The organism is Arthrobacter sp. TB 23 (assembly GCF_000294595.1).
Taxonomy (GTDB): domain Bacteria; phylum Actinomycetota; class Actinomycetes; order Actinomycetales; family Micrococcaceae; genus Arthrobacter_D.
Window position 1 is genome coordinate 1 of record NZ_ALPM01000068.1, and the last position, 13,005, is coordinate 13,005.

12 protein-coding genes and 1 pseudogene are annotated in these 13,005 nt (G+C 66.6%); 7 read left to right on the forward strand and 6 right to left on the reverse strand.

All coding sequences use genetic code 11. From position 1 onward, the window contains the following. A partial coding sequence (locus B384_RS18540; RefSeq protein ID WP_237715286.1) for a hypothetical protein occupies positions 1-948 on the forward strand: 948 nt, incomplete at its 5' end. Positions 949-1,028: 80 nt separating this feature from the next. Beyond that, positions 1,029-1,502, forward strand: a pseudogene (locus tag B384_RS21410) (lysylphosphatidylglycerol synthase domain-containing protein); the annotation flags it as partial. A 333-nt stretch (positions 1,503-1,835) separates the two neighbouring features. Here B384_RS21410 and ribA read toward each other — a convergent pair. Beyond that, the gene (gene ribA, locus B384_RS21120) at positions 1,836-3,248 is read right to left on the reverse strand and encodes a GTP cyclohydrolase II (protein ID WP_019482998.1); all 1,413 of its coding nucleotides are present in this window, start codon (positions 3,246-3,248) and stop codon (positions 1,836-1,838) included. A gap of 288 nt (positions 3,249-3,536) precedes the next feature. Here ribA and B384_RS0110105 point away from each other — a divergent pair, with 288 nt between their 5' ends. Continuing rightward, positions 3,537-3,917, forward strand: coding sequence for a hypothetical protein (locus B384_RS0110105; protein WP_019482999.1), 381 nt, complete (start codon positions 3,537-3,539; stop codon positions 3,915-3,917). On the opposite strand, the gene B384_RS18545 is transcribed toward B384_RS0110105, so the two are convergent. The 4 genes from B384_RS18545 to B384_RS0110130 form a co-directional block, all read right to left on the reverse strand. Then, positions 3,862-4,980 carry a winged helix DNA-binding domain-containing protein gene (locus B384_RS18545; protein ID WP_019483000.1) on the reverse strand — a complete coding sequence of 373 codons (1,119 nt, stop codon included), beginning with the start codon at positions 4,978-4,980 and terminating at the stop codon, positions 3,862-3,864. The genes B384_RS0110105 and B384_RS18545 overlap by 56 nt on opposite strands. 23 nt (positions 4,981-5,003) lie before the next feature. Continuing rightward, positions 5,004-5,807, reverse strand: a complete 804-nt coding sequence (gene heR, locus B384_RS0110115) for a heliorhodopsin HeR (protein WP_026041102.1) — start codon at positions 5,805-5,807, stop codon at positions 5,004-5,006. Between the two features lie 378 nt (positions 5,808-6,185). After that, a complete protein-coding gene (locus B384_RS19720; RefSeq protein ID WP_019483003.1) occupies positions 6,186-6,773 on the reverse strand; it encodes a HutD/Ves family protein in 588 nt (195 codons plus the stop codon). After that, a complete protein-coding gene (locus tag B384_RS0110130; RefSeq protein WP_202802719.1) occupies positions 6,770-7,669 on the reverse strand; it encodes a MurR/RpiR family transcriptional regulator in 900 nt (299 codons plus the stop codon). The genes B384_RS19720 and B384_RS0110130 overlap by 4 nt, the downstream gene beginning before the upstream one ends. 63 nt (positions 7,670-7,732) lie before the next feature. On the opposite strand from B384_RS0110130, the gene B384_RS0110135 reads away from it, so the two are divergent. After that, positions 7,733-8,758: an ornithine cyclodeaminase family protein gene (locus B384_RS0110135; protein ID WP_019483005.1), complete on the forward strand. Its 1,026-nt coding sequence runs from the start codon at positions 7,733-7,735 to the stop codon at positions 8,756-8,758. 5 nt (positions 8,759-8,763) lie between these two features. Beyond that, entirely contained in the window at positions 8,764-10,299 is a 1,536-nt protein-coding gene (locus B384_RS18555; RefSeq protein ID WP_019483006.1) for an aromatic amino acid lyase, read from the forward strand. On the opposite strand, the gene B384_RS0110145 is transcribed toward B384_RS18555, so the two are convergent. Beyond that, positions 10,244-11,263: a LacI family DNA-binding transcriptional regulator gene (locus B384_RS0110145; RefSeq protein ID WP_019483007.1), complete on the reverse strand. Its 1,020-nt coding sequence runs from the start codon at positions 11,261-11,263 to the stop codon at positions 10,244-10,246. The genes B384_RS18555 and B384_RS0110145 overlap by 56 nt on opposite strands. Before the next feature lie 166 nt (positions 11,264-11,429). Between B384_RS0110145 and B384_RS0110150 the strand changes: the two genes are divergently transcribed. Together B384_RS0110150 and B384_RS0110155 are read left to right on the forward strand one after the other, a co-directional pair. Continuing rightward, positions 11,430-12,323, forward strand: coding sequence for a hypothetical protein (locus tag B384_RS0110150; RefSeq protein ID WP_019483008.1), 894 nt, complete (start codon positions 11,430-11,432; stop codon positions 12,321-12,323). After that, positions 12,320-12,907 carry a cysteine dioxygenase gene (locus B384_RS0110155; RefSeq protein ID WP_019483009.1) on the forward strand — a complete coding sequence of 196 codons (588 nt, stop codon included), beginning with the start codon at positions 12,320-12,322 and terminating at the stop codon, positions 12,905-12,907. The genes B384_RS0110150 and B384_RS0110155 overlap by 4 nt, the downstream gene beginning before the upstream one ends. Positions 12,908-13,005: the final 98 nt, after the last annotated feature.

The window sequence follows — 13,005 nt, forward strand, 5'->3', positions numbered from 1 at the left end:
CGCCGCGCTCAGCCGCCGCGATACACTGCCGACATGGGCCAACACAGCGACAACGCTCCTGGAAATCATTCACCCGTGACCGACGCCGACGCACCGCGCCCGATTGCCAGCGACTGGCTCTCCCTGCGCCGTCCCGCCGACGAAGCCGCCCGACAGGCAAGCCTTCCCCTCCTCACGGAGTTACAGGCTTTCCTGGCCCCGGGCACGGCGCCCACCAATGCAGAGGTGAATGACGCTGACGACCAGGCGGTCCGGATCTTCGACCTCGGTGCTGGCACCGGAGCCAACCAGGCATGGCTGGCACCGCACCTCCACATGCCGCAGCACTGGACGCTCATCGACCATGACCCGGATCTGCTGGAACTCACAATGGGTGCACCCGCGATCGACGGCGTGATCGGCACCGAGGCAGTGGTAGCCGGCATCGAAGACCTGGGAGAAATCCTCGACGCCGATCCCCAAGCCTCCCGGCAGCGGTTTGTCACCTGCTCGGCCCTGCTGGATCTGCTGACGCCGGACCAGCTGGAGACCCTCTGCACGGCACTGGTCGAATCCCAGACAGCAGCACTGTTCAGTCTGAGCGTCACCGGCACCATGACAATCGAGCCTGCGGATCCGCTGGATGCCGCCCTCAACGACGCGTTCAACCAGCACCAGAACCGTGGCGGCCGGGCCGGGGCACGGGGCGTTGACCTGACGGAGCAGTTCCTGACCAAGGCCGGCTTCACCGTCACCACCGTCGACACGCCGTGGGAGCTGACCGGGGATCACTCGGAGCTGATCACACGGTTCCTGAACGACCGGGCGGACGCCGTCCTCGAGGAGGAACCAGGCCTCGCCGGGGACGTCAGCCAGTGGCTGGAACGGCGATCCGAGCAGGCCGCCGACGGCACGCTGCAGCTGACGATCGGCCACCGGGACCTGCTGGCCCTGCCACCCCGACCATGACGATTCAACAGTGACACCCCGACCGTGACGATTCAGCCGTGACGATCCAACAGTGATACCCCGACCATGACGCCCGTGCCGTGAGACGCCGCAGCTGGCTCGCACTCCTCCAGGCCCTCTGCGCCGCTGCCCTGATCTACTACCTGGTAATGGTCTTCGGCACCGGACCCTTCACCGCCGGGCTGGGAGCTTTGACAGTCCCCTCGGTCGCCGCCGCGCTGGCCCTCGGCCTGATCGGGACGGCAGCCCAGGCCCAACGGTGGCGGCTGGTCTCCAGCGGATTCCAGATGCACCTCCCCCGCGGCGGCGCCTTCGCCCAGTGCTACGAAGCATCATTCCTCAACGCCATCCTCCCCGGCGGTCTGGCGGGGGACGCCATTCGCACCGCCCGGCAACGGGCGGCTCACCGGTCCAGCTGGCTCAGCAGCATCGGCTCGGTGTTGGGCGAACGCCTCGCCGGCACGGTGGTTGTGCTCCTCGCTGCTGCTGCAGCGCTGCTCGCCGCTGACTGGCGGCTTGCCGGCATCGTCGCCCTGGGTGCAGTGCTGGTGCTGCTCGCTGCCCGACCATCACTGCGGCGCCTGCCCAACCGGACCGTCGCCGCGGTGTGGGCGCTCTCGGTGCTCGGCTGGGCCTCGTTTGCGGCCCTGTTCGCCGTCTCGGCCGCGCTGACCGCACCCAACCTGGCAGTGGTCGACGTCGTCGGGCTGGCTGCGATCAGCCTGGCCGGAATGTCCATTCCCCTGAGCCTGGGCGGTTGGGGTCCGCGGGAGGGTGTCACAGCGCTGGCGTTCATGATGTTTGGCTATCCGGGCCCGCTGGGGATTGAGGTGTCGGTGGGCTACGGACTACTGGCCCTGGTGTCGGTGCTACCGGGCGCCGCGCTGCTACTGGTGCTGGCTGTCCGCGGGTTCCTTGGCGACCGGGGCGGGAACGGCAGCCGAAAAGTCGAACTCCGTGCAGATGTCCCTGCCAAACTCGAAACGCCGCACCGGAGCGGAGAGGGCGTCTGACAAGGCGTCGCTGCCGGTGAACCGGATGCCCGGGACGCCGTCGCCGACCAGGATCGGTGCGCAGGTCAGGTACAGCCGATCGAGCGCGCTGGCTTCGAGGAAGCGTGACACGGTGTGCCCGCCGCCCTCCACCAGGACCCGTGAGAACCCGCGATCCGCCAGCAGGCCGAGGAGACGATGTGGTTCAAAGTCCCCAGCGGCCAGGCGCCGGACGGTCACATGCTCGGCGAGGCCGATCGGGACGACGGCCTCGAGGCCGACCAGCCACAGGGTGGGTGCCGAGCCGTCGGTCAGGACGGCGGATGCCTGCGGGATGCGGCCACTCGGATCTAGGACGACCCGGACGGGGTTGGGTCCCTCGACTGCCCGGACCGTGAGGAGGCAGTCATCGGCGGTGACCGTTGAGGCACCGATGATGACGGCATCCACGAGGGCCCTGAGCCGGTGCAGGTGCTCCCGGTCTTCGGTGCCCGTGACGAAGCGGGCGTCTCCGGTGCGCGAGGCGATGAATCCGTCGAGGCTCTGGCCGAGCTGACCGATCACGAGCCGGCCGTCGGGACGGGTTGCCTGGACCAGCGGTCCGTACCGGGTGAGCAGTTCAGCTGCCAGGCCGTGCACTGACCCCTGCGGGACTGTTCCTTCGGTGAGGTGACGCCAGACATCCTGGACCGGTTCGCCGTCGTGCCTCATCCTGGCGCGCTTGGTGGCGATATAGCCGGCGTTCTCGGGGCGCTGGGCGATGTTGAGCCCGCTGCGTGCCATGACGGTGATCCCGCCGCTTTCGAGTGCCTCCTGCTTGGCCGGATTGGAGGAGAGCAGGCGGATGCGGGTGACGCCGAGGTCGAGGAGAATTTCGGTGCTCTGCTGATAGTCGCGCGAGTCCACCGGGAGGCCCAGCGAGGTGTTGGCGTCAACGGTGTCGGCGCCCTGGTCCTGCAGGGCGTAGGCGCGGAGTTTCTCAAGCAGGCCGATCCCCCTGCCCTCGTGGCCCCGGACATAGATCACGACGCCGGTGCCTTCTTCGCTGATGCGCTGAAGCGAGGCATCGAGTTGTTCACCGCAGTCGCAACGATAGGAGCCGAGCGCGTCGCCGGTGAGGCACTCGGAATGCACCCGGACCAACGGGACGGACCCCGCAATGTCGCCCTGCACCAACGCGACATGCTCGTTATTCTCGGAATCGCGATATCCGACCATCCGGAATACGCCGTGACGGGTTGGTAACACCGTCTCGACAACACGTTCTACCTGTGAGGCGCCCCAGCCGGGAGCCGAATTGATCGACATAAATCCACAATAGGCGACTTGGCGGACCTGTCATCCCCAGACGCAACATCCACCGGTGAGCCCATCTCCAGATTCAGCACAAACGGGCCCAGATCGGTTACAGTCATATAAAGAAAGCATGCTGACTATTGAAGGGTCCTGCCGGACTCGCTATGGTCGGAGGCAGGAACCGGCTGGGCATTCGGGACGTTGACCCCAATAGCTAAGCCATCCGGCAACAACTGATCATGCCGGTGATGTACGACGGTCAGCCCGCTGGGGTGCTGACTCAACTCGACGTAAGGCAGCATGGAATCGAAACGGCCATCACCGGACACTGGACGCCGCCTGGCACGGTCCTACGCAGCACAGGCAGGCAGCCTGGCGATCCGCGCTGACGCCCCCGATTTTCCGACGGCTTCGCGGATTCAGCGTGGCCGGAACGAGACCCCCGAAAGGCGACTTTCCGGGCTGGAGGCGTTGCGCAACCCGCTGGTGCAGGCAGTCATGGACGCCCGCGAGTTGTGCGAACGAACCGCAGAGGCTCCGCTCGACCCCGTGGCCTCGAGTGCGGTTGGCAGCGCACCCGTCCTCGGAACCCCAAGCTTTGGACAGTTGCTGCTCTGCGCGGCGGTCAAGGATCTTGAAGAACTCGACGACCGGCTGTACCAGGCACGCCTGCGGAGTTGAAGCTCTGGTAGGAGTGTTCCGCTCTGAGGAGGGCGCGCTCCTCCTGTGCCGTCAGCGGCTCGAACAGGTCGACGAGGAGGGCGCCGGACCGGTCCGCGGACCGGCGCCAGGTGCCGGTGACTCGGCCGTTCACCACCACGGTTGCCTTGAATACCCCATTGCCGCCCGGGACGATGGCCTGCGCGTACTCAGGCCGGAGCACCGGTGTGCGGTCCTGATAGCCGATCACGTACTCGTCGAAGGCCGGCAGCAGGACCAGGCCTGGAGCGGGAGGTGGGTCCCCTGAACGGTCCGCAGCCATCCAATAGGTGGTGTCATCATAGGTCAGCTCTGTCAGCTGGTCGCGGGCCAGCGCCAACCCGATCTTCGCGTCGGCAACGGTCACCTTGGACCACCAGACAAAGTCCCGCAGTGTTGCTGGACCGTGTCCGGTGAAGTACCCGAGAACAAACCGGCCCAGCGCTTCGTCGCGCTCCGGCTGGCCCGTATCCGGCACCCATTCATCGAGGAGCACCAGCCCCTGTTGGGTGCCGGCAGGCGGCCCCCAGCAGAGTGTGCCGGTCTGCGCGAGATACCAGATCAGGTGGTAGCCGCGTTGGTTGGCCGTATCGATGCCTACCTCATTGAGCGCGGCGAGGAACTCGTTGCGGACCAATTGCCCGCCGCCCGCCAGCACCGTCATGGCCACATTGCGCGCGTTCTCAAACGTCGTTTGGTCAAGCCCCAGCGCCCGATGCCGGGTGGCCGCGCCAGCGAGCAGCCGGTGGGTGGTGAGCCCGAGTATCCAGCGAAGATCGGCCGGCAACACAAAATGCAGGGTCCCGCGCATTGGCCACGACCGCACAATGTCGCCGCGTTGGAGCGCCGAGAAGACGTCATCCCGGGTTGAGCCCGGCGACCGCAGACCAATGGCCCACAGTGCCTGGTTAAAGTCCTGCGCCTGCATCGCCAGCAGACGCTCGACGACGTCCCGGGCATCCGGCTTGGCGTCGTCGTCGTCGCGGATCAACTGGGCGGCCAGGCGATACTGCAGCAGCCGCTTCCGGTCCACCACGTTGCTCATCGCACCCAGGGTCGGTCAGCCGGTCAGCCGGTCAGCGCCGGGATGATGGCGCCCGAGAATACCTGCCAGGCGAGAGCGGTCTTGGCAATGAGGCTGAGCGTGATGTACACCCGTTCGCCGAAGAGGTAGTCGCTCCACGGCCCCACCTGGCGGTACTGGAGCCACTGGTTGATCGCGAACGTGTTGAAGAAAAGGAACAGCGAGATGATGATGCCGTAGACGAACGCGGGCGGCTCCACTGTGCTGGTAGACCCGGGAGACAGGAAATAGATCAGGATGGCGATCCACGGCACCAACCCGACCAGGGACCCGAGGGTGAAAGGCAGGAAATTGCCGCTGCCGGGCTCCTCGTATTTTTCCTGCAGGGCCCCAAACCCGATCATCGCCGCATTGGCGGCGAACAGGGAAATGAGTGCGGCGACGTCGGAGATCCCCGTCGTTTGGGCAATCAGCCAGATCATCACCGACGAGCTGAGCGCGTACTCGACCCATCGAAAGTAGTTGCGGTTTGCCCTCAGCCCGGCCCCGTAGCGCGGGAAGAACACCGGCGATGCGACGGCAAAATGGAACAGCGCGGAGAGCGCCAGGAACAGGACCACTCCGGCACCAACATTCACTGCGAAGAGATCCACCCGCTCGGGGGGTAGCGGGAAACCCGGTGGACCAGCCAGATAATCGGCGGTCACACCGAAGGTGACCTGGGTATCCAGCATGGCAAGGATGACCCCAAAGCCGATGGCCTGCACAAGATGCAGAGACCCAGCCACCAGGTTGTACGGGCGAAGACGACGAATCCTGTCGTCCGGTGTACGGGTTGTGCGCGCCATGGGGATCTCCTCAACCAGTGGACGTTCACCGTCCGTGGTGATCACGGTAACACTTACAGGTTTTCACCGGGGATCAATAACCTTGGGGAATGGGCGCCGTCGTCGTGCTCCTTGCCGCGCCGTTCATTTCACTGACCCCCCTCACCTCGACCCCACAAGTGGTGATTTCGATGCTGGCGCTTGGCGCGTTGAGCACGGGATGGCGTACCTGTGGAACACGCGGGAATCTTGGTGCTCGGTGAATCCCCGTCATGGAACCAGCCGGTGGGCGGGTTTATCATCATTGCCAGCGTCGCCCTGAGCAGACAACGCGAGCTGCGGGCCGCGCTGCGGCGCTGAGAGGGGTGGTTTTGAGGCTGTTCCGTAGTGACGGCGGGCTCAGTCCGTCGCCAGCGGGTCACGGGGTGAGATCGAAGCGAGGGCTACCTGGGCGTAGCCGGTGACGTCGGCACCTCCGTCCCCCATCAGCACTGCATCATGCGGCTGCAGGAGCCGGCCCTCAAATCTGAGCTCACCCGACAACAGGACGACGACGGTGTGACCCGCGGCGGTGCCCACAAGATCGTCTCCGGTCATCTCCCCAAACCGCAGATCCCCGGAGAACGCCTCACGCCGGATCATCAGGTTTAGGTCAAGGGTCGGACCGGTAACGTCCACCGCCGCGACGTCGTTTTCACCCCAGAACTGGTGCACGTCGTACTGGCAAAGGGTGACCGGATTTCCGTTGTCGACCAGCGCCAATCCCTGGGGAGACAACGCCATCAGCGACCGGCTCACCCCGGGAAATGAAGAAAAGCCGCCGTCCCGGTCAACGGTGGCGATACTGAGCCGCCAATCAAAGGCAGAGCTGCCCGCGGCAAGGGCAGCGCCGTCGTCGGGCATCACCACCACCTCTGCTGTGTGGCCGCCGCCGTTCTTCCATGGCACCCGCTGGCGCGCTGACGCGGGCAGGAGGAGGGCGCTCATTGCTGGGTGTGGGCCCAGCGCTCGACCAGTCCCTCGTGGGCCTCGAGCAGTTCCTGGGTGCGGAGCGGATCACGGGCGGCGAGGGTGTCCAGCAGCGAGCTGGAGAGGACGACGGCGGCCGCGTGGGAGTCGAAGACGAGGTCGGTGCCGACCGGGGCGACCAGGAGGGCGTCGACGTCGTTGGCAAACGGGACGAGCGGGCTGTCGACGATCGCGACCGTGGCCATGCCGAGTGACCGGGCCTGCGCCAACGCCCGCACCGTCGCCGCGGGATACCGGGGCATCACGAACGCCAGCACCGCGGTGGCGCCGTTCCGGTGCAGCTGCAGGATCGCGTCATCCATCGACGCCGCGTCCGACAGGACATGGACATCCGGTAACACCCGGCGGGCGAAATAGCCGAGGTACTCTGCGAGCGCCGCCGAGACCCGCAGACCGATGATTCCGAGCGGCTGGGTGTCGGCCAGGAGGTCGACGGCGCGCTGCATCTGCTCGCTGACGACCGTGCGTTCCAGTGCGCCGATGTTCTGCTGCTCGAATTCGAGAATGGCGGGCCGCTCCACCCCCTCGCCGTTCAGCGCAGCGGACTTGCCGCGCACGATGTCGCGAATGGCGCTGCGGAATTCGGGATAGCCGGGGTAGCCGAGGGCGGTGGCCAGCCGGGTGACGGTGGGCTGGCTGACTCCGGCCGCCTCGGCGACGTCGATGGTCGAAGCGAACGCCACATCCGGCAGGGAAGTAAGCATGTACTGGATCACGCGCCGCTGGGTGGGTGAGACCCGATGCTGATGGGCCAGGTTCACCAGCCAGTCATGAGCGCGGTCAGCCGATGATTGGTCGCTCAGCACGGTCGGCCCCCGGTTTCGGTAACATCCTTGTTTGGTGATCCCGCTCACTATGAATAGCATGATACACAGTCGAATCCTGTGCATGAAACAATTCATTTTGGGGAGGTTTGGATGTCGCAGCAGGCTCAGCGCGAAATCTGGTTGAGGTTCCTCTCCGGCCCGGATATTGATTCGCTGCAGCTGACGCGCCCAGAGATCATCAAGGCAGTGGACGACGTCGTCGCCGCGCATGGCAGGGGCGAAACCGTCTTCGAACCGCGCATGCATCTGATGCCCAACAACGGCGGAATCGGCCACTTCAATGTGCTGCGCGGCCACGTGTCCAACCTGGGCGCAAACGGCGTCAGCGGCGTCAAGGTGGTGGGTGACTTTGTCCCCAACTACCTGCAGGGGCTGCCCAGCGAACTCGCGATGGCCACCCTGTATGACCCGACAACCGGAGTCCCACTCTGCGTCATGGATGCCACCCTGGTGACCGAGGTCCGGACCGGCGCGATGACCGCCGTCGGCGCCAAACACCTGGCCCGGAAGGATTCGAAAATTCTGGGGCACGTGGGTGCCCGCGGCACCGCGTTCTCCAACGTGACGATGCTGGACAGCATGTTCGACTTCGACGAAATCCGGGTCACCAGCAAGCGGCCCGAATCCCGGGAAGCATTCGCGGTGCAGTTACGCGCCGAGATCAGCACCCCGGTGCGGGTGGTGGACACCGCCGAGGAGGCGTTCGATGACGCCGACATCCTGGTGGAGGCTTCCCGCCTGAACGAACCCACCCCACTGCTGCGCACCGCTGCCGTCAAGCCAGGCGCCTTCGTGGTTCCCTATGGCACGGTGAGCGCCGTCGAACTCGACCTGCTGGACGTGATGGACAAGGTGGTGGTGGACGACTGGCGTGAAGCGCAATCGGGCAGGTTCGGCGCGCTCCGACCACACGTGGACACAGGCCGCCTCTCCCCCGAAACGCTGTACGCGCAGCTCGGCGACATTGTCAGCGGACAAAAGCCCGGCCGCGAATCCGACGACGAGCGGATCCTGTTCTGGCACCGCGGCCTGTCCATCCTCGACGTCGCCGTGGCGCACCTGATCCTCACCAAGGCGGAGCACGCCGATACCGGAACCATGCTGAGGTACCGGTAACCATCATGCATCTCCCGCATACCAACGCCGCCCACTTCCCGGTGCTGCGGCTCGCCAACCCCGAAGAGCTCGACGCCGTAGCCATCGCCGAAGTTGCCGCTGGCAGGCCCCTCCGACTCGAGCAACAACTGCTGGACCGGGTCTCACTGCGCCGACGGGAGGTGCTTGAGCTGCTGACCGACGGCGATCCTGTCTACGGGGTCAACACCGGAATGGGCGCAGCCAGCGAGGTGCGCCTCGACCACATCGCCCAGTCCCGGCACCAAAACAACCTCATGCTTGGCCGCGCCGTCGGGTCGTCACCCTGGCTGACTGACCCGGAAACCCGAGCTGTCCTGGCAGTGCGGCTCCGCACCTTCCTCGCCGGGGACGCCGGGGTATCGGAGCACCTTTGCGTCCGGCTGGTCGAACTCCTGACCGCAGACATGCTCCCTGCCATCCCCCGCACCCGGATCGGCGCTGCCGGTGAGATCATTCCCCTCGCCCACCTGGGTGGGGCGCTCACCGGATCGGGGGAATTCCTGGTAAACGGTGCGGCCGTTGACGCCGTCGACGTGCTGTCGGCCGCCGGAATGAAGCCGTACTCGTTGGGGACCAAGGAAGGTGTGGCGTTGATTCAGGGGATACCCGTCACCACTGCCCTCGCCATCCTTCGAGCGAACGACGCCCGGCTGCTCGCCGCGCAGGCTGTAGCCCTCACCGCCGCCGAGGTCTGCCTGGTCGGGGCCAGCCGCGACCCCTTCGACCCGGCGCTGGCCCGCGCCGACGTCGAGCTCGGCACCGTACTGGCCGCTATCCGTCAGCTCACCGGCGTCGACCCGCACCCCCGTACCCTGCAATCGCCGCTCTCCTTCAGGGTGCTCGGGGCGGCGGTGGCTCAACTGCTGCGGTCCATCGCCGCGGTGGAGGCGTCTGTTGAGCGGGCGTTGAACGGTGTCACCGATTCGCCGGCCTATCTGGACGGGCGGTTCATCGGGACGGCCGGGTTCGACGGGTTTGATCTTGCCGCGGCACTGGACGGGCTGAGGCTGTCAATGATTCACGTCGCCGAGACGTCTGCGGCGCGTGTGCACCGCCTCCTGGACGAGAAGTTCACCGGACTTCCGCGGCAGCTCTCCGGGCAGCCCGGCCTGCACGCAGGAATGGTGGTTGTGCACAAACGGACGGTCGGCGTCGTCCACGAACTGGTGGCGGCCGCCCGGCCCTCGAGCCTGGGGGCCATCGAAACGTCCTTCGGCCAGGAGGATGTCCAAAGTTTCTCGTCCGAGGCGGCGGAGGCATGCTGCCACGCTGCCACCGGGCTGCGCGACGTGCTTGCCTGTGAATTGCTGACCGTCATCCAGGGGGTGAGACTGTCCGAACGTCCGTTGGCCGCCGTCGACCCCCGCCTCAGAACTTTGGTGGGGGACGCCTCGGAGCTGCTGCCCGCCGGCACCGACGACCGTGCGTTCGGCAAGGACATCACCGTGCTGAACGATCTGTTGGCTAGCGGCTGGGGGCGTTGGGTCGCGACGGACGGGTTGTCGATGCCCGGGCGATAAAGACCGGCCTGAACATCATCTGGCCGCCGGCAGTTCCGGTGCCCTCGGGCGAGGTCAGGGCGCCGACTGCGGCGTCGACAATAGCCTGCTCGTCCCAGCCGAAGGTGGTTAATTCGGGGCTGACCAGCGACGCTAGCTCGCTGTCATCGAAGCCGAGAATCGACAGGTCGCCCGGCACCGACAGGCCGAGGTCCCGGGCGGCGCGGTAGGCGCCGAAAGCGATCGAATCGCCGAGGCAGAACAGGGCGGTGGGCCGGTGGTCCCCCACCAGCAGCTGGGCAGCGGCCTGCGCGGCGCCGTGGACCGACGACGGCGACGACGACACGGTGACCGTCAGGCCCATCGAATCCCCGAGACTTTGCGCCAGCAGTTCGGCGGGCCGGCCCGGAGTGGACGGCAGGGTGGGTGCGAGCAGGCCGACTGAGCGATGCCCCAGATCGGCGAGGTGCTGCAGCGCGGTGCCCACGCCGTATTCGTTGTCGAAGAGGACACTTTCCGATTCAGGGCGGGCCGTGAGCGCGTCCCCGATCGATACGATGCGGGTTTGGCTGGGGACATCGGCCCAGTAGCTCGCCGACGGATCCACCGGCAGCGCGATCACCCCGTCGACGCGCTGCGCCGCCAGGGAGCGGAGCACTTCCTCTTCGCGCTGGGGCGAGCCGTCGACGTCGGCAATGATTGACGACAGCTCCTGCGCCCTGAGGGCCTCGGACAGCATCACGGCCAGCCCCTGACGCCACAGGTCGCGGAGTGATCCGACGATGGCGACGTTGCCGCTGCGCCCGCTCGCGAGAGCCCGGGCAATGGGATCGGCCGAATAGCCGAACTCCTCGGCAATGGCACGCACCCGCGCCTGCGTGGCCTCAGAGCCCCGCAAGCCACGCAGCGCATAGGACGTCGCGGCCTTCGACAATCCGGCGGCGTCGGCGATGTCCTGGAGTGTTTTGCGTTGGGCCCCGGTCATCAGACCAGCATACGTGCGACCCGGCCCGCGGTGCCCCGGGCGTTCTCCCCGGGGTTCGGTTGACAAAGGCTCGTGTGAACCGGTTCAATAAATGATGTGAACCGGTTCACTTCTTCAGTGTGCTGAGCAATTCACACCTCATTCGATCATTCCGCGAAAGGGCAGCATGCGCACCGATTGCCACCAGCACCTGTGGCCGACTGCGTTCGTCGATGCACTCCGCAACCGCACCCAGACCCCCCGACTGAACGGCTGGGAGCTGCTCATCGACGGCGAGGCACCCTACGCCGTCGACCCCCTCGCCCATGACACCGACGTCCGCCGGACCCGCGAAACCCGGGAGGGGAAGGACCAGGTGCTGCTGTCGCTCTCAAGCCCCCTGGGCATCGAGCACCTACCCTTCGACGAAGCACGTGAGCTGATCGATATCTGGCACAGGTCGGCACTCGAATTGGGCGACCCGTTCCTGGTCTGGGCTGCGACGCCGGTGAGCGAGTTCGACCTCGACGGCCTGGCCCAGATTCTGGATCATGACCGGGTGGTGGGGCTGCAGCTGCCCGCCACCGCGCTGGCCGACCCTGACGCAATCCGCCGGATGCGGCCGGTCCTCGACGTGGTGCAGGCGGCCGACAAGCCGCTCCTGATCCATCCCGGGCCGGCCCCGGTCACCGCCGGAACCCCGTCCTGGTGGCCAGCCCTGGTGCCGTATGTTGCCCAGTTGCACGCCTCCTGGCTGGCCTGGCACGCGGTGGGCCGCGCCCAGCACCCCACACTCCGGGTCGCCTTCGTGGCCCTGGCCGGGCTCGCGCCACTGCACCACGAACGTCTCGCTGCGCGCGGCGGCACGTTTGGCGCCGTCGACCCGCTGGTCTATTACGAAACTTCCTCCTACGACACCCGGGCGATTGATGCGACCATCCGGGTGGTCGGCGTCGACCCGATCATTCACGGCTCCGACCGGCCCTACGCCGAGCCACGCGACCCGGGCCTCGGGCATGCCTTCACCCACGCGCTTTTCTCCGCCAACCCTCAGCATCTCCTGAAAGGAACTCCACGATGACCACTGCACCTCCCCAGGGCCTCGCCCTCACTGAATCAGACGTTCCTGCCCTGCCCGGGCGCACCCTCAGCCAGAAGGAACTGCAGGACTGGGTCACCACCCTCGCTGCCCGCCCCGAGCTGTGGGAACACCACATCAACCACGAGGGCGGCGAACGCCACTATGCCTCCGTGTACCGGGACTCCAACATCGACGTCTGGCTGCTGTGCTGGAATACCCAGGACGACACCGGCTGGCACGATCACGACATCTCCTCCGGCGCCGTCGTCGTCACCCAGGGAGCCGTCACTGAAGCCAACCCGCGGATGAATGGCGAACCCGTCCGGCGCGTTGTGGAGGCCGGCAGGTCCTTCTCCTTCGGGCCTGACCACGTGCACCGGATGGGCGGGTCCGTGGACGGGTCCGTCTCCATCCACGCCTACTCCCCGCCGCTGTGGCGGATGGGGCAGTACGCGATCGGCCGCAACGGGGTGATCCGCCGCATGTCGGTGAGCTACGCCGATGAGCTGCGGCCCATGGACGACGAAAGCGTCATTGAGAAGTACAAGCAGCTCCAGTCAGTCACCGACGAACTGGCGCGCTAGGGTTCGATCGCTTCCTGCCCTAGAACCCGGCGAGGCCCGGCAGTAGCGCCTGCGCTGCGGCCAGGTCCTCCCCCAGCGGCCGGTCCTCCTGGCTCGGG

What these genes read in the sequence shown, in the direction of transcription:
- B384_RS0110155 (WP_019483009.1), top strand. Translation starts at nt 12,320, where the DNA reads ATGACCACTGCACCTCCCCAGGGCCTCGCCCTCACTGAATCAGACGTT.
- B384_RS0110105 (WP_019482999.1), top strand. Translation starts at nt 3,537, where the DNA reads ATGGAATCGAAACGGCCATCACCGGACACTGGACGCCGCCTGGCACGG.
- B384_RS18555 (WP_019483006.1), top strand. Translation starts at nt 8,764, where the DNA reads ATGCATCTCCCGCATACCAACGCCGCCCACTTCCCGGTGCTGCGGCTC.
- ribA (WP_019482998.1), bottom strand. Translation starts at nt 3,248, where the DNA reads ATGTCGATCAATTCGGCTCCCGGCTGGGGCGCCTCACAGGTAGAACGT.
- B384_RS0110145 (WP_019483007.1), bottom strand. Translation starts at nt 11,263, where the DNA reads ATGACCGGGGCCCAACGCAAAACACTCCAGGACATCGCCGACGCCGCC.
- B384_RS18545 (WP_019483000.1), bottom strand. Translation starts at nt 4,980, where the DNA reads ATGAGCAACGTGGTGGACCGGAAGCGGCTGCTGCAGTATCGCCTGGCC.
- B384_RS0110150 (WP_019483008.1), top strand. Translation starts at nt 11,430, where the DNA reads ATGCGCACCGATTGCCACCAGCACCTGTGGCCGACTGCGTTCGTCGAT.
- heR (WP_026041102.1), bottom strand. Translation starts at nt 5,807, where the DNA reads ATGGCGCGCACAACCCGTACACCGGACGACAGGATTCGTCGTCTTCGC.
- B384_RS19720 (WP_019483003.1), bottom strand. Translation starts at nt 6,773, where the DNA reads ATGAGCGCCCTCCTCCTGCCCGCGTCAGCGCGCCAGCGGGTGCCATGG.
- B384_RS0110135 (WP_019483005.1), top strand. Translation starts at nt 7,733, where the DNA reads ATGTCGCAGCAGGCTCAGCGCGAAATCTGGTTGAGGTTCCTCTCCGGC.